The organism is Janthinobacterium algoris, assembly GCF_051380935.1.
In the GTDB taxonomy this organism is placed as follows: Bacteria; Pseudomonadota; Gammaproteobacteria; order Burkholderiales; family Burkholderiaceae_D; genus Janthinobacterium.
On record NZ_JBNYXZ010000007.1, the window covers coordinates 275,709 to 297,957 of the forward strand.

Here is a 22,249-nt window from a genome sequence, read left to right on the forward strand (position 1 = left end):
CCGATAGATAAAGATAGGAAAACGCACCATGTCAGATACTCAACAAACATCCGGAAGCAATGCGGGCGACGGCAAGGACATCGCCGGCCGTGAATTCCTGGCCTTTACCCTGGGCTCCGAAGAGTACGGCATCGATATCCTGAAGGTCCAGGAAATCCGTGGGTATGAAGCGGTCACGCGCATCGCCAACGCGCCTGAATTCATCAAGGGCGTGATCAACCTGCGCGGCATCATCATTCCCGTGGTCGACATGCGCATCAAGTTCAACCTGGGCACGCCCGTGTACGACCAGTTCACGGTGGTGATTATCCTGAACATCGGCGGTCGTATCGTCGGCATGGTGGTCGACAGCGTCTCCGACGTCACGACCCTGACGCCGGAGCAGGTCAAGCCGGCGCCGGAAATGGGCACCGCCTTCTCGACCGACTACATGATCGGCCTGGGTACCATCGACGAGCGCATGCTGATCCTGGTCGATATCGACAAACTGATGTCGAGCAGCGAGATGGGCCTGATCGACAAGCTGGCGGCGTAAGCAGCCGGATGGCAGCAAGGCGGCGCCCGGTGCGCTGCCGTTTTGCCACGCAAAGTATCACTACAGATATGCATGTACCGGCGCGAGCAGAGGCGCGCCGGCAGGCTGCAAGGTCCGACAGAGACCAGGCCATAACACGGCGCCGTCCGGTTGAACGGGCGCCGTTCACATAAATATTGGAGACTGTAATGAGTTTGCGCGATTTCAAGATAGGCACCCGGCTGGGGATAGGTTTTGGCAGCATCCTCGCCATCCTGGTGGTGGTGATCGTTTCGGCGAATGCACTGAATTACCGTAACAAGGCCCAGTTGCTCACGGGCCTGGCACTGGCAAGCGAAAAGAATACGCAGGCGTCGCTGATGAAAAGCGCGATGCTGGAAACCGGTATCGCCATGCGCAATATCGGCCTGCAAGGCGATGTGGGCCTGATGCAGGTGGAAGAGGGCAAGGTGCGCGAGCAGCGCAAGCTGTACGACGGCGCGCGCGGCAAGCTGGCCAGCCTGGGCCTGTCCGAGGGCGAGAAGGCGCTGCTGGCCAATATCGCCAAGGTCGACGGCGAAGTCGATGCCGCTTTCAAGGAAGCGATGGGGCAGGTGCTGGCGTTTAACAGCGAGGGTGCGGCAAAGGTGATTGCCACCCGCATCGACCCCTTGAACAAGACGACCCTGGCTGATATCAACAAGCTGCTCGACTTGCAGCATGTGGCGCAGCAAAGCTTCATGGACGACTCGCTGGCGGCCGATGCGCGCCTGATGACAGTACTCTTCATCCTGGGCGGCGCGGCGGTGGCGATCGGCGCCTGGTGCGCCATCTTCATCACGCGCTCGATCACGGTGCCGCTGTCCGGTGCCGTGGCGGTAGCGCAAAAGGTGGCAGCCGGCGAGCTGACAGCGCGCGTGGTGGTCGAGGGCAAGGATGAAACGAGCGCGTTGCAACAGGCGCTCAAGGACATGAACGAGAGCCTGGTGCAAACGGTCAGCGACGTGCGCAATGGGACGGACACCATCACCGTGGCGTCGCGCGAGATCGCCAGCGGCAATGCGGACCTGTCGGCGCGCACGGAAACGCAAGCCAGTTCGCTCGAAGAGACGGCGTCGTCGATGGAAGAGCTGACGTCGACCGTGAAGCAGAATGCGGACAACGCGCGCCAGGCCAACCAGCTGGCCGTGTCGGCATCGTCGGTGGCGGAGCAGGGCGGCAAGGTAGTGGCGCAAGTGGTCGACACCATGGGTTCCATCAAGGACAGTTCGCGCAAGATTGTCGATATTATCGGCGTCATTGACGGCATTGCTTTCCAGACGAATATCCTGGCGTTGAATGCGGCCGTCGAAGCGGCGCGCGCAGGCGAGCAGGGACGCGGTTTTGCGGTGGTGGCGTCCGAAGTGCGTAATTTGGCCCAACGGTCCGCTGGCGCAGCGAAAGAGATCAAGGGCCTGATCGGCGACTCGGTCGACAAGGTTGATGCCGGCAGTCGCCTGGTGGATGAGGCGGGACAGACCATGGGGCTGATCGTCACGTCGATCCGGCAGGTGGCCGACATCATGGGCGAGATCACGGCGGCAACGCAGGAACAGAGCCATGGCATCGAGGAAGTCAACCAGGCCATCGCGCAGATGGACCAGATGACGCAGCAAAATGCGGCGCTGGTGGAGGAAGCGGCGGCCGCCGCCGAGAGCATGCAGGAGCAGGCGCAGAAACTGGCCGACGCCGTCAGCATCTTCAAGCTGGACGGCGAGAGCGCGGTGCAGGCGGCCATGCCCGCGCCCGCACCCGTGCCGGTGAAAGCGGCACGGCCGGCACCGGCAGTGGCGGCAACTACACGGCGGTTGGCAAAGGCAGCGCAAGCCGGCGCGCCACCGCCCGCGAAAAAGCTGGCGGCGGCCGGCGGCGACGATTGGGAAGAGTTCTGACGCCAACCCGGTCCCGCTAGTTATACTTGCAAAGGCATTGGTCAGAGTAGTCATAGAGAGGTAAAAACAAAATGCCGCAAACTAAAACGGATTCGGTCAAGGAATTTGATTTCACCGGCAAGGACTTCGAACGGGTCCGCGCCATGATTTACAAGCGGGCCGGCATTGCGCTGGCCGACAGCAAGCAGGAGATGGTCTACAGCCGCCTGGCGCGGCGCCTGCGCGCGACCGGCATCTCCTCGTTCGTCCGCTACCTGGACGACCTGGAAGCGGGTCGCATGGGCGACGAGTGGGAAGCGTTCACGAATGCGCTGACGACCAACTTGACGTCGTTCTTCCGCGAGGCGCATCACTTCCCGCTGCTGGCCGAGCATGTGAAAAAATTGAACGGGCCGATCACCATCTGGTGTTCGGCCAGTTCCACCGGCGAGGAGCCGTACTCGATCGCCATGACGGTGTGCGAGGCGTTTAATACGCTCACGCCGCCGGTGACCATCATCGCCACGGACATCGACACGAATGTGCTGGCCACGGCCGCTAATGGCGTCTACAACCTGGACCGGCTCGACAAGATGCCGGCCGACCGTGCGCGGCGCTTTTTCTTGCGCGGCAAGGGCGACCGCGAGGGGCAGGTGCGGGTGCGCCCGGAACTGCGCCAGATGATCACCTTCAAGCCGCTCAACCTGCTGGCCGACAGTTGGCCATTGACGGGCCAGTTCGACGTCATCTTTTGCCGTAACGTGATGATTTATTTTGACAAGGCGACGCAGCGCAAGATCCTGTCGCGCTTTGTGCCATTGATGAAGCCTGATGCCCTGCTGTTTGCGGGCCATTCGGAGAATTTCCTGTACGTGTCGGATTCATTGAAGCTGCGCGGTAAAACAGTCTATGAGCTCGACCAGCCTCGGGGCGCCGCGCCCAAGGCATCGTCGCATCGTACATGAGAGTGAAATATGAGCCTGGAATCCAAAGAGCAATTTGCCACTAACGTCTATTACGACAGGACGTTCAATTGTGACGCCGCCAAGATTTTGCCTGGCGAGTATTACTTTACCAACAAGGATATGCTGATCGTCACCGTGCTCGGCTCCTGCGTCTCGGCCTGCATCCGCGACCGTGTCACGGGCCTGGGCGGCATGAACCATTTCATGCTGCCCGACGGCGGCAGCGATCCGAATAGTCCGATCTCCGCATCGATGCGCTATGGCACTTACGCCATGGAGATACTAATCAACGATCTGTTGAAAGCTGGTGCGCGGCGCGAAAACATGGAAGCGAAAGTGTTTGGCGGCGGCGCCGTGCTGCGCGGCTTCACGGCGATCAACGTCGGTGAACGCAATGCGGCCTTCGTCATCAATTACCTGAAGGCGGAAAAGATGCGCGTGGTGGCCGAGGACTTGAATGACATCCACCCGCGCAAGGTGTATTTTTTCCCCCGCAGCGGCAAGGTCCTGGTGAAAAAGCTGATGCAGACGCACAACGACACTCTGGTGCGCCGCGAACTCGATTATGCAAGCCGTCTCAAGGTTGCCCCGGTGGGCGGCGAGATCGAATTGTTTTAAGCGCCGGACCAAACCTGCCGCGCGTCGCGCTTTGCGGCCTGCGACAGGTTTGTCGGACGTGTTAATTTGATAAAGAATAAGGGCCGCAAGGCCTGGAAGGGTATTTTATGAAGATCAAAGTATTGATCGTGGATGATTCGGCGCTGATTCGCAGCGTCATGACGGAAATCGTGAATAGTCAGCCCGATATGGAAGTGGTGGGGGCCGCGCCCGATCCGCTGGTGGCGCGCGAGATGATCAAGCAGACCAACCCTGACGTGCTGACCCTTGATGTCGAGATGCCGAAGATGGATGGCCTGGACTTCCTGGAAAAACTGATGCGCTTGCGTCCGATGCCGGTGCTGATGGTGTCGTCGCTGACCGAACGCGGTTCGGAAATCACCATGCGCGCGCTGGAACTGGGTGCCGTTGATTTCGTCACCAAGCCAAAAATTTCCATCCAGAGCGGCATGCGCGAGTACACCGACATGATCGCCGACAAGATCCGCGCCGCCTCGAAGGCGCGCATCCGCGCGCGCACTCTGCCGTCGGCTGGCGACAAGGTGACCGCACCGCTGCCTGCGCTGCGCAGTCCCTTGACGTCGAGCGAAAAGCTGATCATCGTGGGTGCTTCCACGGGCGGCACGGAAGCGATCCGCGAATTTTTGATGCAGATGCCGTCCGATTGCCCCGGCATCCTGATCACGCAGCACATGCCGGAAGGCTTTACGCGCTCGTTTGCGCGCCGCCTCGATTCGCTGTGCAAGATATCGGTGCAGGAAGCGGCAGGCGGCGAACGCGTGCTGCCCGGCCACGCCTACATCGCGCCCGGCCATTCGCACCTGACCCTGACGCGCAGCGGCGCCAACTACATGACCAAGATCGACCAGGGCGAACCGGTCAACCGTCACCGCCCCTCGGTCGATGTGCTGTTCCGTTCGGCCGCGCAATCGGCAGGCAAGAATGCCGTCGGCGTGATCCTGACCGGCATGGGCAAGGATGGCGCACAAGGCATGTTGGAGATGAAGGCCGCAGGAGCGTATAATTTTGCGCAGGATGAGGCCAGTTGCGTGGTATTCGGCATGCCGCGTGAGGCGATCGCCGTCGGTGCTACGCATGAGGTCGGCGCTTTGACGGCGCTGCCCGGCATGGTGCTGGGACACCTGGCTGCGCATGGCATGCGTGCTTTGCGCGTGTAAGCCACGTTTTGTATGATCTGGGGCAAGTTTGTTCGCCTAAAAGCAACGAAAATGCTATCCTACAACTTGCTGCCGTAGTGTCGACCATAATGTCGGCATTCATGTCGATATTATTAACAAACCGCTACAGAAACAACGGAGTTATTCATGGCTGATCCAAAGATGAAATTTTTAGTCGTTGACGATTTTTCGACGATGCGCCGCATTGTCCGGAATCTGTTGAAGGAACTGGGTTATGCCAACGTCGATGAGGCGGAAGACGGCGTGATGGGCTTGGCCAAGCTGCGCGCGGAATCTTACGATTTCGTCGTCTCGGACTGGAACATGCCTAATATGGATGGCCTGACGATGCTGCAGCATATCCGCGCCGATCCCGCACTGGCCAAGCTGCCCGTGCTGATGGTCACCGCCGAAGCGAAAAAAGAAAACATCATCGCCGCCGCGCAAGCTGGCGCCAGCGGTTATGTTGTCAAGCCGTTCACGGCCGCGACCCTTGATGAAAAGCTGAACAAGATTTTCGAGAAGCTGGAAAAAGCCGGCGCTTGATCACGGTTTGAACCGCTTCAAAAAAACGCTGCCAGTTCGCACTGGCAGCGTTTTTTTTCGTCGGCTCGCAGCTTGCTTACACCAGGCCGCCGTTGGCGCGTAAAGTTTGTCCATTCACCCAGCGGCCATCGGGACCGGCCAAAAAGGCCACGGCGGCGGCGATGTCGTCAGGCGTGCCCAGGCGCTCCAGGGGCGCCATCTTGCTCATGCGCTGTATCGTTTCTGCCGTCTTGCCGTTCAAGAACAGCGCCGTGGCCGTGGGGCCGGGGGCAATGGCGTTGACGGTGATGTTCTTGCCGCGCAATTCCTTGGCGAAGATATTCGTCATCGTCTCGATGGCGGCTTTGCTGGCGCCATACACGGAATAGCCGGGCAGGGCCAGGCCAATCACGCTGCTCGAGAAGTTGACCACGCTGCCGCCGTGGCGCAAGCGCGTCGCCGCCTGGCGCATGGTGTTGAAGCTGCCCTTGACGTTGACGGCGAACAGGCTGTCGAAGGTGGCGTCATCCGTGTCGGCCAGGGCAGGCAGCGCGGGCGGCATGATGCCGGCGTTGTTGATCAGCACGTCGACGCCGCCGAAGGCCGCTTCGGCCGCATCGAACAGTGCTTGCACGTCGCCCGCCTCGGCGACGTTGGCCTTGACCGCAATGGCGGTGCCGCCGTCGGCAAGAATGGTGGCCACCAGCTGTTCCGCCGCCTCCTTGCCGCTGGCGTAATTGACGACGACCTGCATGCCGTCGCGCGCCAGGCGGCAGGCGATGGCCGCGCCGATGCCGCGCGAGGCGCCTGTGACGATGGCGACCCTGGCTGGGGTGAGTATGGTATTCATCATGCTTCTCCTGTCGGGTGGGCGGCCCGTGCGGTGCTTCTGCGAGCCGGTATGGCTATTGTGATCTTTATTGTTGCGTGGATAAAGATGGGCGTCATGGTTTTAGTGTGCAATGAAGATTAACAATCCTGTTCAAGCCACTGTGCCGGTGGCCTGGCAAAAGCTGCCATGCAGCTAGTTGCGAAGTGGAATGAAATATTTCCCAAAGTTAACTTTACACGTCAACTAAAGTGGCTCATGATCGCTGCACTATTCCACCTCTGTCCCCGACCCCGACAAGAAGGAGCGCAACATGCGCCGAGCACCCGTATTATTCTTTGCCCTGAGCACGGCCTTGCTGGCAGCTTGCGGCGTGAGCCTTGAGCAAGCCAGCGTTGCACCCGCCGTCGTCGAGATGCAGCCCGGCGACGTCCAGGAGCCTGCCATACAGCCGGCAGCCGACGGCGATGGCCGGCATGCCTATCTGCACCGCGTGGGCGGTCATGATTATGTCAGCCTGAACCAGAATGGCCCGCAGGGCGGTTTACCGATACTCACAGGGGCGCAGCGCGGTGCGCACGCCATCCGCCTGCTGGCAGCCGATCCGGCCCAGGCACGGGCCATCCTGCGCAGCCTGAGGCTGCCCGCGAACCAGCGCAAGCTGTGGGCGGGACAGGAAATCGTGCTCGATGCAGCCAGCTATGACATGTTGCAAGCGGCACGCGGCCATCACAAGCCGCTGTTTGCCGAGCTCAAGCTGGTTGGAATCGAGAAGTAAGGGGAGAAACGGGGCCGAACGGCCCCGTTGTGACTGCGTTTAAATTTCCAGGTTGTCGATCAGGCGCGTCTGCCCCAGTTTGGCAGCGGCCAGCACCACCAGCGGTTCGCCGGCGGCCAGTTCGGCGGCGCTCGGCGCCTGCAGGTTGGCGCGCTTGCGCACGGCGATGTAGTCCGCTTTCCAGCCGCGGCCATCGAGCAGTTGCATGGCTGCCTGTTCCAGTTCGCCGACGGCCAAGTTACCCTTGCGCACTTCTTCGGCCACGAAATTAAGTCCCTTGTACAGCTCCGGCGCTTCCGCGCGTTCGCTTTCCGACAAGTACATATTGCGCGAGGACAAAGCCAGGCCATCGTCGGCCCGATACGTTTCGGCGGCGATGATTTCTGTCGGCAGCGCGAATTGGCGCGCCATGTTGCGGATGATCATCAGTTGCTGGTAATCCTTCTTGCCGAACACGGCCACTCGTGGACCCACGCACGAAAACAGCTTGGTGACGACGGTGCACACGCCTTCGAAGAAGCCGGGGCGAAATTCCCCTTCCAGGGTATTGCCCAGGTCATCAGGCGGGCGTACGCGGTATTCCTGAGGCTCCGGATACAGTTCCTTTTCCGTCGGGGCGAACAGCACGTACACGCCTTCTTTTTCCAGCTTGGCGATATCGGCCGCCATGGTGCGCGGATATTTCTCGAAGTCTTCGTTCGGCCCGAATTGCAGGCGGTTCACGAAGATCGAGGCGACGACGGGGTCGCCATGCTTGCGCGCCAGGCGCATCAGTGACAGATGGCCTTCATGCAGGTTGCCCATGGTGGGGACGAACGCCGTGCGCAGCTGTCCGCTGAGCTGGTCGCGCAATTCTTCGATGTCGGAAATAATTTTCATGGATTGCTTTCGCTAAAACCCCGTTGTACGGTGGTCAGTGACAAAGGGAGGGGATCAGGCGGGCGAATACGCCAGCCGGACGTAGATGGGGGCAAACGGTTCTGCTTGCGTGATTTCGATCAGGGTTTCCTTGGCCAGTTCCAGCAGGGCCACGAAGTTGACCACCACCACGGGCACGCCGCCGGCAATGTCGAACAGCTCGCTGAACTCGACAAAGCGCGACGATTGCAAGTGGCGCAGGATGCTCGACATGTGCTCGCGCACGGACAGTTCCTGGCGGCTGATGCGGTGATGCTGGGTCAGCTTGGCGCGTTTCAGCACGTCGAGCCAGGCCTGCTGTAAGTCCACCGGCTCCACATCGGGCCAGGTAGGCGTCAGGCTTTGCTCGATGAAAATCTGCGTGCGCACGAAATCGCGCTCAAACTGCGGAATGGCGTTCAGGTCGTAGGCGGCCAGCTTGATTTGCTCGTACTCGAGCAGGCGGCGCACCAGTTCGGCTCGGGGATCGCCGCCATCTTCCTCAACGTCGCTCTTGCGCGATGGCAAGAGCATGCGCGACTTGATCTCGATCAGCATGGCCGCCATCAACAGGTACTCGGCGGCCAGCTCCAGGTTGCGCACGCGGATCTGATCGACATACTTCAGATATTGCAGGGTGACCTGCGCCATCGGAATATCGAGAATGTTGAAGTTTTGCTTGCGGATCAGGTAGAGCAGCAAGTCGAGCGGGCCTTCGAAGGCTTCGAGGAAGATTTCCAGCGCGTCCGGCGGAATGTATAAATCCGTCGGCATGCGCAGCATGGGCTCGCCATACAGGCGGGCGATACCCAGGGGATCGGCGGCGGGCGCCGCGTCCGTGCTTGCAGATGTTGCAGGTTCGCCGCTGCCGTCGCCGTCAGCGACAGGTTCGGGCGACTCGATGACTGCGCCGGCACCGGAAGCGTCGGCTTCCGGCGTCACTGCAGACTCTTCAGGCAACATCGTGCCGGTTCCAGATCTTAGTTCTTGTTCTGGTAAACGTAGGCTTGTTGCTTGACAGCCGATGCCAGCTGACGTTCCTGCTCATCGATGCTGACGGCCGGCTTGTCCCACAGCAGGGCGCGACCCGCTTGCTGGCCCGCTTCCATGCCAGGGTTCTTGGCCTTCAGTTCGGCGATGAACAAGGTGTGGTCGGATACGTAGTTGTTGTGTTTTGCAGGCAGTTTCATATTCTCTTCTGAGTGTCTTATAGGTAAGGTCAGCCGGCCGTATTTTACCGCGCCGTGTTGCTTGGTGGGTTGTTGTATCGGCAAGTCCAGGGCGAAATTGCTAAAAATCAATAACGCAACAAACGCCGCATCACCATCGGCGCCGGTTCGGCGGGGTTGGCGTGCGAATATTCCAGTTCTTCGGCCAGGTCGAATTCGAAGGCCGCATAAAAATCGATCAACTTGCGCTGGTCGCGCCGCACCGCCAGGCGCAATTCCTCGGCCTGGCACGACAGACCGTGATGAATGATGGCTTCCAGCAAGTGCTGCGAGAGGTGGCTGCCCCGGTAGGCGGGCAGCACGCCCATGCGTGAAATCTTCCAGATGGCCGGATCGCTGTCGAGCGGCATCCAGCGCAGCGAACCGGCTGGAATGTCGTCGATCAACAACACAAAACCGCCGCCGTGGCGTAGCTGGGCTTGTACCTGCTGCGCCGTTTCGTGATGCCCGCTGGACGAGGCCGCGACCTTGCCGGCCCACGCAGCGCGGGTCAGATCGGCCATCAGTTGTGCATCGGCATTCGTTGCTTCGCGCACCACGATATTCATCATCGGTCCTTGTGGTGGCTTAACGGATGCGCATGCCAGGTTCGGCGCCTGGCCATGGGTTCAGGATGTAGATGCCCGGATTCGCCTTCTCGTCAGCGGCGGACGCGGCCATGACCATGCCCTCGGAAATGCCGAACTTCATCTTGCGCGGCGCCAGGTTGGCCACCAGTACCGTCAGCTTGCCGATTAGCTCTTCCGGTTGATACGCCGAACGAATGCCGGAGAACACATTGCGCAAGCGGCCTTCGCCCGCGTCCAGGGTCAGGCGCAGCAGCTTGTCGGAGCCGTCCACCAGTTCGCAGTTGACGATCTTCGCGATGCGCAGGTCGATCTTGAGGAAGTCGTCGATCTTGATCTCGGGCGCCAGCTCCTCGATGGCGGCCGCTTGCGCGGCAGGGATTGCGGCGTCGTTGGCGGCATCGCCGGCGGGTGCGGCAATGGCAGCGGCCGCTTGCGGTGCATCAAACAGCGCTTCGATCATCTTTGCATCCATGCGTGTCATCAAATGGCTGTAGGCGCCGATGGTACGGCCCAGCATGCTGTTCGACACGGCGTCGCCAAACACTTGCGTATCGGCCCAGGTGAATTGCTCGTCGTTGAGGAACGAGGCCACGTTCTTCGCCACGCCAGGCAGCACGGGCGACAGCAGAATCGTCAGCTGGCGGAACAGGATCAGCGCCGTGGTGCACACGTCGTGCAGCTCGGCCGTTTTTTCCGCATCCTTGGCCAAAATCCACGGCTTGTTTTCATCGACATACTGGTTGGTGATATCGGCGATTTCCATGATTTCGCGCAAAGCCTTGCCGAATTCGCGGTTTTCAAAGTGTGCGGCGATGCTGGCCTGGCGCTCGACGATGACACCATTCATGTCCACCGTCAGTGCGCGGTTGATCCAGCTTTGCGCGCCTTCCGACAGCGACGCGGCCAGCTTGCCGTCGAAACGCTTGGCGATGAAGCCGGCGCAGCGGCTGGCGATGTTCACGTATTTGCCGATCAGGTCGCTGTTCACGCGGGCCACGAAGTCGTCGCCGTTGAAATCCAGGTCTTCCACTTTCGAGTTCAGCTTGAAGGCGATGTAGTAACGCAGCCATTCCGGGTTCATGCCCAGGTCCAGGTAGCGCAGCGGCGAAATGCCCGTGCCGCGCGACTTCGACATTTTCTCGTTATTGACGGTCAGGAAGCCGTGAACATTGACTTTCAGTTTGTCGATGACGGGGTGGCCGGCAAATTTCAGCATGGCGGGCCAGAACAGCAAGTGGAAGGAAACGATGTCCTTGCCGATGAAGTGAATTTGTTCCGTGGCAGGATCGTTCAGCAGGGCGTCGAAATCGAGGCCTTTTTTGTCGCAATAATTTTTCAGGCTGGCCAGGTAGCCGACGGGCGCGTCCATCCACACATAGAAGAACTTGCCCGGCGCATCGGGAATCGGGATGCCGAAGTAAGGCGCGTCGCGCGAGATATCCCAGTCGGCGAGCTTTTCACCCGCTTCGCCCAGCCATTCGCTGACCTTGTTGACCATTTCCGGCTGCAAGCGGCCTGGCGTATTCAGCCAGCTTTTCAGGAATTCGAAACAGCGCGGGTCGGACAGCTTGAAGAAATACTGTTCCGACGGCTTCATCACGGGCGTCGCGTTGGTGAAGACCGAGAACGGGTTGACCAGGTCGGTTGGCTGGTAGGCCGCGCCGCACACTTCGCAATTGTCGCCGTACTGGTTCTTGGCGCCGCATTTCGGGCATTCGCCCTTGATGTTGCGGTCGGCCAGGAACATGCCCTTGACCGTATCGAAGAAGCGGTCGACGGTTTTCGTGACGATCAGACCCGTATCGCGCAGCTTGCGGTAGATAGATTGCGACAGGTCCACGTTTTCCGGCGAATCGGTCGAATACCAGTTATCGAAGGCGATATGGAAGCCATCGAGGTACTGGGCGCGGCCAGCGGCGATGTTGGCGACGAATTGCTGCGGCGTGATGCCTTCCTTTTCGGCTGCGATCATGATGGGCGTGCCATGCGTATCGTCGGCGCCCACAAAGTGCACTTCACGGCCGGCTGCCCCATCGCGTTGCATTCGCTGGAACCGGACCCAGATATCAGCCTGGATGTATTCCATGATGTGGCCAATGTGAAAAGCGGCGTTTGCGTAAGGCAGGGCAGTGGTGACGAACAGCTTGCGAGTCATGATTGATGCACTTTTGGGATGGATAATAGGACATTTTAACAGCGGAAAGGCAATATGAGCAGATGCAGCGCCGGCAAGTGACGCTTTTGTCTTGATCGCCCCTGGCGATTTTGCGCTAGACTGCGCGTATTGCACATATGTAGTACACACGGAGATTTACATGAGCATCACAGTAGAAGACGTCAAGGCCGCGCTGGCCCAGGTTATTGATCCAAATACACATAAAGATTTCGTTTCCAGCAAAACAGTCAAGAATCTGAAAGTCGACGGCAATGATATTTCGCTCGACATCGAGCTGGGCTATCCCGCCAAAAGCCAGATCGATCTGATCCGCAAATCCGTGCTGGCCGCCTTGCGCGTGCTACCGGGCGTGGGCAATGTCAGCGTGGGCGTGTCGTCGAAAATTATTTCGCACACGGTGCAGCGCGGCTTGAAGCCGATGAGCAACGTGAAAAACATCATTGCGGTCGCTTCCGGCAAGGGCGGTGTTGGTAAATCGACCACGGCCGTCAACCTGGCCCTGGCCCTGGCCGCCGAAGGCGCCACCGTCGGCATGCTGGACGCCGATATTTATGGCCCGTCGCAGCCGATGATGCTGGGCATTATCGGCCAGCCGAAGACCCTGGATGGCAAGAGCATGGAGCCGATGGAAAACCACGGCCTGCAAGTGTCATCGATCGGCTTCATGATCGATCCGGACGAACCGATGGTGTGGCGCGGCCCGATGGTTACGCAAGCGTTGCAGCAGTTGCTGGACCAGACCAACTGGCGCGACCTCGATTACCTGATCGTCGACATGCCGCCAGGCACGGGCGACATTCAATTGACCCTGTCGCAGAAAGTGCCCGTTACGGGCGCCGTCATCGTTACCACGCCGCAGGACATCGCGCTGCTGGACGCGCGCAAGGGCCTCAAAATGTTCGAGAAAGTCGGCATTCCGATTTTGGGCGTGGTGGAGAACATGAGCACGCACATCTGCTCGAACTGCGGCCATGCGGAAGAAATCTTCGGCGCCGGCGGCGGCGCGAAAATGTGCACCGACTTTGGCGTGGAATTCCTCGGCGCCTTGCCCTTGACCATGGCGATTCGCCAGCAAACGGATTCGGGCACGCCTACCGTCGTGGCCGAGCCGGACGGCCCCGTCGCCGCGATCTACAAGCAGATCGCCCGCACCATCGCCATTAAAGTGGCGGAAAAGGCGAAGGATATGACGAGCAAGTTCCCGAGTATCGTCATCAAGAACGATTAAACGTTGGGTTTGGCGCTCCCATGCGCCATGGTCGCCAGGGATATGGTTTCATGCAGTCCGTGTTGTAACTAAACAAGAGGAGACATCATGCACCTGAACACTGTATTCCTGCGCCAAGCCGCAGCCGTGGTTGTTGGCAGCCTGCTGGCCGCCGGCGCTTTCGCCCAATCCGTTTCGTTCGTCGAGCCGGCTGACGGCGCCACCGTCAGCAGCCCGTTCAAGGTGAAATTTGCCGTCAGCGGCATGGACATCAAGCCGGCCGGCGACATGACGGCCAAGACGGGCCACCATCATCTGCTCATCAATATGGGACCGATGAAGGCGGGCGAGATGATACCCATGGATGACAAACATTTGCATTTCGGCAAAGGCCAGACGGAAACGGACGTCACCTTGCCACCGGGCCAGTACACGCTCACCATGCAGTTCGCCAACGGCGCGCACCAGTCATATGGGCCGGCGTTGAGCAAAAGCATCAAGGTGACGGTCAAGTAATCGCCTGCCTGTCTCTGCAGGGCTGCCAGGGCCGGGTTTCAGCAATGGAGCCTGGCCTTTTTCATATTGTTGCCTTTTGTCATCATTGTGTCATATAGTCGGCGTACGCTGCTCGGTGGCCTAACTTTGGATGAGTGCATATGAGCAAGAATTTCTCCCCTTCCCGGCAATTGGCGCAGGCGCTGCTGCTGGTGGCTAGTGTGGCGGCGTGCCAGGCGCATGCGACCAAGGCAGCACCGACCACTGCGGCGCAGCCGAAGCTGGTAGTGGTATTGGTGGTGGACGGCTTGCCGCAGGATCAGGTGACGCGCTACCGCGACCAGTTCGGCCAGGGCGGTTTCCGCCGCCTGCTGGAGCAGGGCGCGTGGTTCAGCGATGCGCACCAGGCACATGGCATCACGGTCACGGCCATCGGCCACTCGGCCGTGCTGTCGGGCGCCTACCCTTACCAGCATGGCGTGATTGGCAATAACTGGATCGATCCCGTCACGAAAAAGTCCGTGTACTGCACCGAGGATGGCAATTTCCACTACATCGGCGAAGACACGCAGCCCGACGATGGCACGGCGCCAACCAAGCTGCGCGTGAGCACCCTGGGCGACGAGTTGCGCTATTCCACCGGCGACAAGGCCAAGGTCGTCACGGTGTCGGGCAAGGACCGCGGCGCCATCCTGCTGGCAGGGAAAACGGGCACGGCCTATATGTACATGGAAAAGACGGGCAACTTCGCCAGCAGCACCTACTATATGCAGCAGCATCCGCAATGGGTGCAGCGTTACCAGGCGGCCAGGCCGCAGGACCGCTACTACGGCAAGAGCTGGACGCCGCTGTTGGCCGATTCTGCCTATGCGCGCGACGCCCGTGATGATCTGGTGCCGGCCAAGCCGGGCGCGCGCAACACCTTCCCGTTTGCCTACTACAGCGACAGCGGCAAGCTCGATGGCGAGTACTACAGTCGTTTGAAGGCCGGTCCCTTCCTCGATGAACTGACGCTGGAATTCGCGCGTGCCGCCATCGATGGCGAGAGCCTGGGACGCAATCCGGCCGGCGTGCCGGATATCCTGGGTGTGAGCCTGTCAGCGCACGACTATGTGAACCATGCCTACGGCCCGGAAAGCAAGATGTCGCACGATCACCTGCAGCGCCTGGACCGCATGCTGGCAGGCTTCTTTGCCGACCTCGATAAAAAAGTCGGCATGGACAATGTGCTGGTGGTACTGACGGCCGACCATGGCTTTGCCAACGTGCCGGAATTCGCTGAAACACGCGGCTTTTCGGCCAAGCGCATCGACGGCGCCAAACTTGTCGATGCCTTGAACCAGCACCTGGCCACGACCTTGGGCGTGGACAAGCTGGTGACGACGTCGTCGCTGCCGAATATCTACCTCGATTACGCGCTGGCGGAAAAGAGCAGCGTCAATCGCGCCGCCTTGGAAGACGCGGCGGCCCGCTTCCTGCTACAGCAGGACGGCCTGGCGCAAGTCTACACGCGCACGCAGATGGAAACGGGAGCCGTTGCCACGCGCATGGACACCCTGATGCGCCGCGCCTGGAACCGCCAGTTGTCGGGCGACCTGATGGTGGTGACGAAGCCTGCCTGGTACTTCGGCAAGGGCGTTGGCGGCACCTCGCACGGCACGCCGTACACGTATGACACCAACGTGCCGCTGATGGTCTTCGGCCCCCGCTGGATCAAGCCGGGCGCCTATGGCCAGTACGCGGAAGTGGTCGATATCGCACCTACGCTTGCCCATTTGCTGCGCATACGCCAGCCGTCCGCGTCGGAAGGGCGGATTTTGACGGAAGCGGTGCGCTAGCCGCTCGTTACAGCAGCCAATCGATCGGCAGCACCGAAAGAATCGCCACCCCCATGCGCTTCCACACGCTGGTGCCCGGCTCCGTGTCGTAGCGCGTGGCGCCGCCGCTGGCGTCGCGGGCGATCCAGTACAGCGCGCCGTCGTCGCCAAGCAGCACCTGGTAGGCGCGTTGCGGGATGGTGGTGCGCATGGCTTGCCCCAGCTGGCTGGCCAGCGCGGGGCTGTCGATGACGAGGCCCATTTCCGTGTTCAATTCGATCGAGCGCGGGTCGACATTGAATGAGCCGACAAAGATGCGCTGGTCATCGACGGCAAAGGTTTTCGCGTGCAGGCTCGAGGCGGAACTGCCGAAGCGGCCAGGCTGTTCGCGCGCATCGCCCCGTTCCCACGAACGGCGCGATTCATACAGCAGCACGCCCGCTTCGAGCAGCGGCTTCCTCCACTTCGCATAGCCCGCATGCACGGCCGCCACGTCGGTCGCTTCCAGCGCATTAGTCAGGATGCGCACACCCACGCCCTGTTTTGCCAGCTCGGCAAAGGCCTGCGTGCCGGATTTTCCGGGCACGAAATACGGCGACACCAGGTCCACTTCCTTCTTCGGCACGCCCAGCAGGTTTTGCAGGTTTTTCGCCACGCCCGTGCCTGGCCGTGCCTTGCCCAGCACCTTGGCGGGGTCGTCGCTGACCATGCGCGTGCGCGCCCATTCGAAGGGCAGGGTGCGTTCCATCATCTGCTTGACGAAGGGCGAGGTGCGCAGCGCCTGCACGTATTGCTCGGCCGCCTGGATATCGTCGATGCGATCCGCCTCGGCGGCGATGGTGGCCGCGTCGCCGTCGACATGGCTGGTCAGCAGCAGGCTGGCCGGGTAGGCCGAGGCGCTGTTCCAGTAGCGGTCGAATTCATGCGAGACCTCGTCGACGACGGGGCCGACGGCCAGCACGTCAAGGTCGGCAAACAGCACCTCGCCGGCCGCGCCAAAATATTCATCGCCCACATTGCGCCCGCCGACAATGGTGGCCTGGTTATCGGCCGTGAACGATTTGTTGTGCATGCGCCGGTTGAGGCGCGAAAAATCGGTGGCAAAGGCCAGAGCGCGCGGTGCGCGGGGCACGAAGGGATTGAACAGGCGGATTTCCAGATTCTGTTGCTTGCCCAGCATCGTCAAGGTCTGGTCCAGGCCCGCCGTGTTGTTATCGTCGAGCAGCAGGCGTACGCGCACACCCCGTTCGGCCGCTTGACGCAGGGCGTCGAACAGCAGGGTGCCGGTGATGTCCTTGTGCCAGATGTAGTACTGCACGTCCAGGCTGCGTTGGGCGGCGGCGGCCAGCAGGGCGCGCGCGGCAAAGGCATCGCGCCCGTCGACCAGCGGATAAATGCCGGACACGCCGGGATGCTGCGCCACCAGCGGTGCAATGGCGGTGGCCAGCTGGGTGCGCGCCGTATCGGTGATGACAGTGGAGGCGACGCGGCCTTCCAGCGAGGGCAGTGAGGCGCAGCCGGCAAGAACGGCGGACAGCAGCAGCGCCAGCAGCAAACCGGTGCTGCGGCGGGCAAGGGTGGTGGCGGGCATGGTGCACTTTCATCGAGTTGCCCCGATGTTAGCAGATGCGCATGCCCGCACGCGGCGGGGTTTTAGAACTGTTCCAGCGCGATCAGCTCGGCCACCGTCTGGCGGCGGCGGATCAAACGGGATTGTTCCCCATCGACCAGGTATTCGGCCGCATGCGGGCGGCTGTTGTAGTTCGACGACATCGACGCGCCATACGCGCCCGCGCCTTCGAAGACCACGTAGTCGCCCACCTGCGCTGCGGGCAACAAGCGGGTTTCCACCACGCCGCCATCGCGCTGGGTGAAGACGTCGCCCGATTCGCACAGGGGGCCGCCGACGACGGTGGCGCGCGGCACATCGAGAGCGCGGCCGTCATGCGCAATCACTGACATTTCATGGTAGCTGCCGTACATGGCGGGGCGCATCAGTTCATTGAAGCCCGTATCTAACAAGGTGAAGTGGTTGCCGCCCATTTGCTTGGTGGCGCGCACTTCGGCCACCAGCAGGCCCGCGTCGGCCACGAGGAAGCGGCCCGGTTCGATTTCCAGGTGCACGGCGTGGCCCAGGTGCGCCTCGATCTGCTTGCGCGCCGCATCCCACAGCTGGAAGTAGTGGTCCGTGTCGACCGGCTGCTCGCCATCGCGGTAAGGCACGGACAGGCCGCCGCCCGTGGAAATGGCTTCCAGGTCGTGGCCCATGTTCTTTACCAGGTCGACCATGGTGCCGCAGACGGTTTCCAGGTGGCTGTAGTCGACGCCCGAGCCGATGTGCATGTGCAGGCCTACCAGGTGCAGTCCATGTGCGCGGATGATGGCCAGCGCCTCTGGCAGCTCTTCGTGCCAGATACCGTGCTTGCTGTTTTCACCGCCCGTATTGGTCTTGTTGCTATGGCCATGGCCATAGCCGGGATTGATGCGCAGCCAGACGCGGTGGCCGGGCGACACAGGGCCCAGCTGGCGCAGCATGTCGACGGAACCGCAATTGACTTCGATCTTCGCTTCTGCCACGCGCGCCAGGGTGGCGCGGTCGAACAGATCGCAGGTGAATACCACACCGGCCGCGCCCTTGGTCTGTGCTGGCGTAAAGCCTGCCTGCAGGGCGCGTTCAATCTCGCCCAGCGAGACGGCATCCACGTGCACGCCCGCTTCGCGCATCAAGGTGAGCAGATGGATGTTCGAGTTGGCTTTTTGCGCGAAGCGCACGGTGTCGAACTGCGCCAGCTGCGCCACGCGCGCGCGGATGGTGGCCGCGTCATACACCCACAGGGGCGTGCCGTGTTCCTGGGCGAGTTGGGCGAGGGTCTGGTCGGTGACAGGCTGCATCGTGTGCTTTCGGTGAAATAAGGAGATGACGGCATGATGGCCGATTGTGCTTCGAATATAAAATATCCATTTAAGCCTACCTTATTCATTTATGATATGAGCATGACTATCTCCTTGCGCCATATCGAGGTCTTCCGCGCCATCATGACGACGGGCAGCGTGACGGCCGCCGCCGCTATGCTGCACACGTCGCAGCCTACCGTCAGCCGCGAGCTGGCGCGTCTTGAGCATTTGACGGGCCTCACGCTGTTCGAGCGCGAGCGGGGGCGGCTGCGCCCGACGGCCCAGGCGCTGCAACTGTTCGAGGAAGTGCAGCGCGCGTATTTCGGCCTGGAGCGCATCGTCAGCACGGCGGCAGCCTTGCGCCAGTTCGATCAGGGTCAGTTGTCGATCGCCTGCCTGCCCGTGTTTTCCCATTCGCTGCTGCCGCAGGCGTGTAAACGCTTCGTCGCCGATTTTCCGAAGGTGAGCATCAGCATCACGCCGCAGGAGTCGCCGCTGCTGGAGGAGTGGCTGTCGGCGCAGCGCCACGATATCGGCCTGACGGAAGTGGGCAATGCGCCGCCGGGCACCGCGCTCGACACCCTGATGTCCGTCGATGAAGTGTGCGTGCTGCCCGACGGCCATGCGCTCGCCAGCAAAACCGTGCTGCAGCCGGCGGACTTCGCGGGCCAGCCTTTCATCAGCCTGGCCGCCGTCGACCCCTACCGCCAGCAGATCGACGCCATTTTCGCGCAGGCCGGGGTGGAACGGCGCATGGCGCTCGACACGCACAGCGCCGCCTCCGTGTGCGCCATGGTGCGCGAAGGCGTGGGCTTGGCCATCGTCAATCCGCTCACGGCGCTGGACTACGCGGGGCAGGGCTTGCAGATGCGCCGCTTTGCCGTGTCCTTGCCGTTCACCGTCAATCTGGTCAAGCCCCTGCACCGGCCCTTGTCGCAACTGGTCGCCCTGTTCGAGCAGGCGCTGCATGCGCAGGCGGACGAGGTGAAAAGGCGCTTGCTGCAGCTGTGACGGCGCTTGTGGAGCGGCGGCGGTCAACAGAGTAAAATGGCGTTTTACTTCAAAGCCTGATTACATCGATGACCACAACCGCTACTCCCGTCCGCACCCGTTTCGCTCCCAGCCCGACCGGCTATCTGCACCTGGGCGGCGCCCGCACCGCTTTATATAGCTGGGCGTATGCCCGCCACTTCGGTGGCACCTTCGTGCTGCGCATCGAAGACACGGACGTGGAGCGCTCCACGCCGGAAGCCGTGCAAGCCATCATCGAAGGCATGAAGTGGCTGGGCCTGGACCACGACGAAGGCCCGTTCTACCAGATGCAGCGCATGGACCGCTACCGCGAAGTGGTGGCGCAGATGCTGGCCGAAGGCACGGCGTATCACTGCTACTCGTCGCCGGAAGAAGTTGAAGCGATGCGCGAGCGCATGCGCGCCGCCGGTGAAAAACCGCGCTACGACGGCACCTGGCGCCCGGAGCCGGGCAAGACTCTGCCGGCCTTACCCTTTGATCGCAAGCCCGTCGTGCGCTTCAAGAACCCGCTCGATGGCGACGTGACGTGGGACGATGTTGTCAAAGGCTCGATCACGATTTCCAACCGCGAGCTGGACGACCTGGTGATCGCCCGCCCGGACGGCACGCCGACGTATAACTTCTGCGTGGCCGTCGATGACTGGGACATGCAGATCACCCACGTGATCCGCGGCGACGACCATGTCAATAACACCCCGCGTCAGATCAACATCCTGCGCGCCATCGGAGCACCGCTGCCGCTGTACGGCCACCTGCCGATGATTTTGGGGGCGGACGGCGAGAAGCTGTCGAAGCGCCACGGCGCCGTCAGCGTGATGGATTACCCGGCGCAAGGCTTTTTGCCGGAAGCGATGCTGAACTATCTTGCGCGCTTGGGCTGGAGCCATGGCGACGATGAAGTGTTCTCGACCGAGCAGTTCTGCGAGTGGTTCAACCTGAACCATCTGTCGAAATCGGCGGCCCAGTTCAACAATGAAAAACTGGCCTGGCTGAACAATCACTATATCAAGCAGGCCGACAATACCCGTCTGGCCGACCTGGCGCGCCCGCAAATGCTGGCCGCCGGCGCCGTCTTCGAAGGCGCGCCAGACCTGGCGCAAGTGCTGGGTATGATGAAAGAGCGCGCCAACACCGTCAACGAACTGGCTGCCGCCTCGATGCTATTCTTCCGCGCGCCGCAGCCGGAAGCGGAACTGGCGGCGCAGCACATCACGGATGCGATCAAGCCTGTGCTGGCACAGTTCGCCGAACGCATCGCCACGGTGGAATGGAGCAAGGAAGCCGTCGCCGCCATGATCAAGGAAGTGCTGGCTGCCAACACCATCAAGATGCCGCTGCTGGCCATGCCTTTGCGTTTGATTTTGACGGGCCAGTTGCAGACGCCGGCCATCGACCAGGTAGTGGTGATTTTCGGCCGCGACACCGTGTTGGCGCGCCTGGCAAAGTGGCTGTAATCGCCGCGCGGAATTGAACGTGTAAACGCAGTGCAGAAACCGCCCCTATGAAAAGTTGCTCATAGACGAAAAAGGGTATTTGCAGAGTGAAACTTCTTTGCTATACTCTTGTTTCTGCACCAACGGGGGTATAGCTCAGCTGGGAGAGCGCTTGCATGGCATGCAAGAGGTCAGCGGTTCGATCCCGCTTACCTCCACCAGCAGCAAAATCGCAGTCGGGTTTTGTTAGTCGTTGAAGTGGTGCAGTCGTTGTTTGGTAGTTCCGCGGTCCCCATCGTCTAGAGGCCTAGGACATCACCCTTTCACGGTGAGTACAGGGGTTCGAATCCCCTTGGGGACGCCAGGTTTTGTGGTATAGTAGTGGCAGTTGTTTGTACTGATTGTTGTAAGTTCAGGCCCGTAAAAAGCGGAATCTGGATGGAAAGCAAGTAGTGGAACAAAGTCGCCAAGTGCGGCTTTTATTATTTCTGCGCCCGGGGGGGTATAGCTCAGCTGGGAGAGCGCTTGCATGGCATGCAAGAGGTCAGCGGTTCGATCCCGCTTACCTCCACCAACAGCGCAGAAGTAAAGTAGCAAACTGTAGAAGTAAAAATGTAGTACCAAGGTCCCCATCGTCTAGAGGCCTAGGACATCACCCTTTCACGGTGAGTACAGGGGTTCGAATCCCCTTGGGGACGCCAGTTCAGTCTGGTGTTGTGGCAGTAAAGAAGTAGCAGTGTTTCTGCGCCCGGGGGGTATAGCTCAGCTGGGAGAGCGCTTGCATGGCATGCAAGAGGTCAGCGGTTCGATCCCGCTTACCTCCACCAATAGCGCAGAAATCACATAATAATCAAAGTCGCCTTGAGCGGCTTTTTTTATTTGCGTCAGCGATTTCTTCGCTAGGGGGAATAGGGCTAAGCTGTTAGCGCGCTTGCATGGCATGCAAGAGGTCAGCGCTTAGCTCCCGCTTACCTCCACCAATAGCGCAGAAGTCACATGATAATCAAAGTCGCCTTGAGCGGCTTTTTTTATTTCCGCGACGCTTTCCGCCATACCCCTCTGGGTAATGTGGCTAAGCTGTTAGTGCGCATGCATGGCATGCAAGAGGTCAGCGCTTAGCTCCCGCAAACCTCCACCAATAGCGCAGAAATCACATGATAATAAAAGTCGCCTCGAGCGGCT

At 60.8% G+C, this 22,249-nt stretch carries 20 protein-coding genes and 5 tRNA genes; 17 read left to right on the forward strand and 8 right to left on the reverse strand.

Translation table 11 applies throughout. The features are described from left to right. The first annotated feature begins 28 nt into the window (after positions 1–28). The 6 genes from ACQ4W7_RS13170 to cheY all read left to right on the forward strand — a co-directional run bounded on the left by ACQ4W7_RS13170 (position 29) and on the right by cheY (position 5,731). Entirely contained in the window at positions 29–535 is a 507-nt protein-coding gene (locus ACQ4W7_RS13170; protein ID WP_034758356.1) for a chemotaxis protein CheW, read from the forward strand. A 188-nt stretch (positions 536–723) separates the two neighbouring features. Next, the gene (locus ACQ4W7_RS13175; protein WP_436530991.1) at positions 724–2,445 is read left to right on the forward strand and encodes a methyl-accepting chemotaxis protein; all 1,722 of its coding nucleotides are present in this window, start codon (positions 724–726) and stop codon (positions 2,443–2,445) included. Positions 2,446–2,516: 71 nt separating this feature from the next. Beyond that, complete coding sequence (locus ACQ4W7_RS13180) at positions 2,517–3,389, forward strand: CheR family methyltransferase (RefSeq protein ID WP_131687379.1); 873 nt, start codon at positions 2,517–2,519, stop codon at positions 3,387–3,389. Positions 3,390–3,398: 9 nt separating this feature from the next. Next, positions 3,399–4,007 (forward strand): chemoreceptor glutamine deamidase CheD, encoded by a 609-nt coding sequence (gene cheD, locus ACQ4W7_RS13185; protein ID WP_071078257.1) that lies wholly within the window; start codon positions 3,399–3,401, stop codon positions 4,005–4,007. Positions 4,008–4,114: 107 nt separating this feature from the next. Beyond that, complete coding sequence (locus tag ACQ4W7_RS13190; RefSeq protein ID WP_426072316.1) at positions 4,115–5,185, forward strand: protein-glutamate methylesterase/protein-glutamine glutaminase; 1,071 nt, start codon at positions 4,115–4,117, stop codon at positions 5,183–5,185. A 147-nt stretch (positions 5,186–5,332) separates the two neighbouring features. Next, positions 5,333–5,731, forward strand: a complete 399-nt coding sequence (gene cheY / locus ACQ4W7_RS13195) for a chemotaxis response regulator CheY (protein ID WP_010396677.1) — start codon at positions 5,333–5,335, stop codon at positions 5,729–5,731. Between the two features lie 76 nt (positions 5,732–5,807). On the opposite strand, the gene ACQ4W7_RS13200 is transcribed toward cheY, so the two are convergent. Beyond that, complete coding sequence (locus ACQ4W7_RS13200) at positions 5,808–6,560, reverse strand: SDR family oxidoreductase (protein ID WP_436531027.1); 753 nt, start codon at positions 6,558–6,560, stop codon at positions 5,808–5,810. A 292-nt stretch (positions 6,561–6,852) separates the two neighbouring features. Here ACQ4W7_RS13200 and ACQ4W7_RS13205 point away from each other — a divergent pair, with 292 nt between their 5' ends. Continuing rightward, a complete protein-coding gene (locus ACQ4W7_RS13205) occupies positions 6,853–7,317 on the forward strand; it encodes a hypothetical protein (protein ID WP_436530993.1) in 465 nt (154 codons plus the stop codon). Positions 7,318–7,356: 39 nt separating this feature from the next. Here the strand turns inward: ACQ4W7_RS13205 and panC are convergent, their stop codons facing one another. The 5 genes from panC to metG form a co-directional block, all read right to left on the reverse strand. Then, a complete protein-coding gene (gene panC / locus ACQ4W7_RS13210) occupies positions 7,357–8,196 on the reverse strand; it encodes a pantoate--beta-alanine ligase (RefSeq protein WP_436530995.1) in 840 nt (279 codons plus the stop codon). A gap of 54 nt (positions 8,197–8,250) precedes the next feature. Next, positions 8,251–9,177 (reverse strand): segregation and condensation protein A, encoded by a 927-nt coding sequence (locus tag ACQ4W7_RS13215; RefSeq protein WP_426072313.1) that lies wholly within the window; start codon positions 9,175–9,177, stop codon positions 8,251–8,253. A 17-nt stretch (positions 9,178–9,194) separates the two neighbouring features. Further along, a complete protein-coding gene (locus ACQ4W7_RS13220; protein WP_034778041.1) occupies positions 9,195–9,404 on the reverse strand; it encodes a DUF3460 family protein in 210 nt (69 codons plus the stop codon). Positions 9,405–9,511: 107 nt separating this feature from the next. Continuing rightward, on the reverse strand, positions 9,512–9,991 hold the full coding sequence (locus ACQ4W7_RS13225; RefSeq protein WP_426072547.1) for a GNAT family N-acetyltransferase: 480 nt from the start codon (positions 9,989–9,991) through the stop codon (positions 9,512–9,514). Between the two features lie 19 nt (positions 9,992–10,010). Further along, positions 10,011–12,167, reverse strand: coding sequence for a methionine--tRNA ligase (metG, locus tag ACQ4W7_RS13230; RefSeq protein ID WP_426072312.1), 2,157 nt, complete (start codon positions 12,165–12,167; stop codon positions 10,011–10,013). Between the two features lie 160 nt (positions 12,168–12,327). Here metG and apbC point away from each other — a divergent pair, with 160 nt between their 5' ends. The 3 genes from apbC to ACQ4W7_RS13245 all read left to right on the forward strand — a co-directional run bounded on the left by apbC (position 12,328) and on the right by ACQ4W7_RS13245 (position 15,728). Beyond that, positions 12,328–13,416 (forward strand): iron-sulfur cluster carrier protein ApbC, encoded by a 1,089-nt coding sequence (gene apbC, locus ACQ4W7_RS13235; protein WP_426072311.1) that lies wholly within the window; start codon positions 12,328–12,330, stop codon positions 13,414–13,416. Positions 13,417–13,503: 87 nt separating this feature from the next. Beyond that, a complete protein-coding gene (locus ACQ4W7_RS13240; protein WP_426072310.1) occupies positions 13,504–13,911 on the forward strand; it encodes a DUF4399 domain-containing protein in 408 nt (135 codons plus the stop codon). 140 nt (positions 13,912–14,051) lie between these two features. After that, a complete protein-coding gene (locus ACQ4W7_RS13245) occupies positions 14,052–15,728 on the forward strand; it encodes an alkaline phosphatase family protein (protein WP_436530998.1) in 1,677 nt (558 codons plus the stop codon). A 7-nt stretch (positions 15,729–15,735) separates the two neighbouring features. Here the strand turns inward: ACQ4W7_RS13245 and ACQ4W7_RS13250 are convergent, their stop codons facing one another. Further along, entirely contained in the window at positions 15,736–17,298 is a 1,563-nt protein-coding gene (locus tag ACQ4W7_RS13250) for a phospholipase D family protein (RefSeq protein ID WP_436531000.1), read from the reverse strand. Positions 17,299–17,360: 62 nt separating this feature from the next. Further along, the gene (lysA, locus tag ACQ4W7_RS13255; RefSeq protein ID WP_436531002.1) at positions 17,361–18,599 is read right to left on the reverse strand and encodes a diaminopimelate decarboxylase; all 1,239 of its coding nucleotides are present in this window, start codon (positions 18,597–18,599) and stop codon (positions 17,361–17,363) included. A gap of 102 nt (positions 18,600–18,701) precedes the next feature. Here lysA and ACQ4W7_RS13260 point away from each other — a divergent pair, with 102 nt between their 5' ends. The 7 genes from ACQ4W7_RS13260 (at position 18,702) to ACQ4W7_RS13290 (ending at position 21,894) form a co-directional block, all read left to right on the forward strand. Continuing rightward, the gene (locus ACQ4W7_RS13260; RefSeq protein ID WP_436531004.1) at positions 18,702–19,613 is read left to right on the forward strand and encodes a LysR family transcriptional regulator; all 912 of its coding nucleotides are present in this window, start codon (positions 18,702–18,704) and stop codon (positions 19,611–19,613) included. Positions 19,614–19,681: 68 nt separating this feature from the next. After that, a complete protein-coding gene (gltX, locus tag ACQ4W7_RS13265) occupies positions 19,682–21,088 on the forward strand; it encodes a glutamate--tRNA ligase (protein ID WP_426072305.1) in 1,407 nt (468 codons plus the stop codon). A gap of 124 nt (positions 21,089–21,212) precedes the next feature. Further along, a tRNA-Ala gene (locus ACQ4W7_RS13270) sits at positions 21,213–21,288 on the forward strand. Positions 21,289–21,355: 67 nt separating this feature from the next. Beyond that, positions 21,356–21,431: transfer RNA gene (locus tag ACQ4W7_RS13275), tRNA-Glu, on the forward strand. Between the two features lie 134 nt (positions 21,432–21,565). Further along, positions 21,566–21,641, forward strand: a tRNA-Ala gene (locus ACQ4W7_RS13280). Positions 21,642–21,692: 51 nt separating this feature from the next. Further along, positions 21,693–21,768, forward strand: a tRNA-Glu gene (locus ACQ4W7_RS13285). Between the two features lie 50 nt (positions 21,769–21,818). After that, positions 21,819–21,894 (forward strand) — tRNA-Ala (locus tag ACQ4W7_RS13290). Positions 21,895–22,249 lie beyond the last annotated feature (355 nt).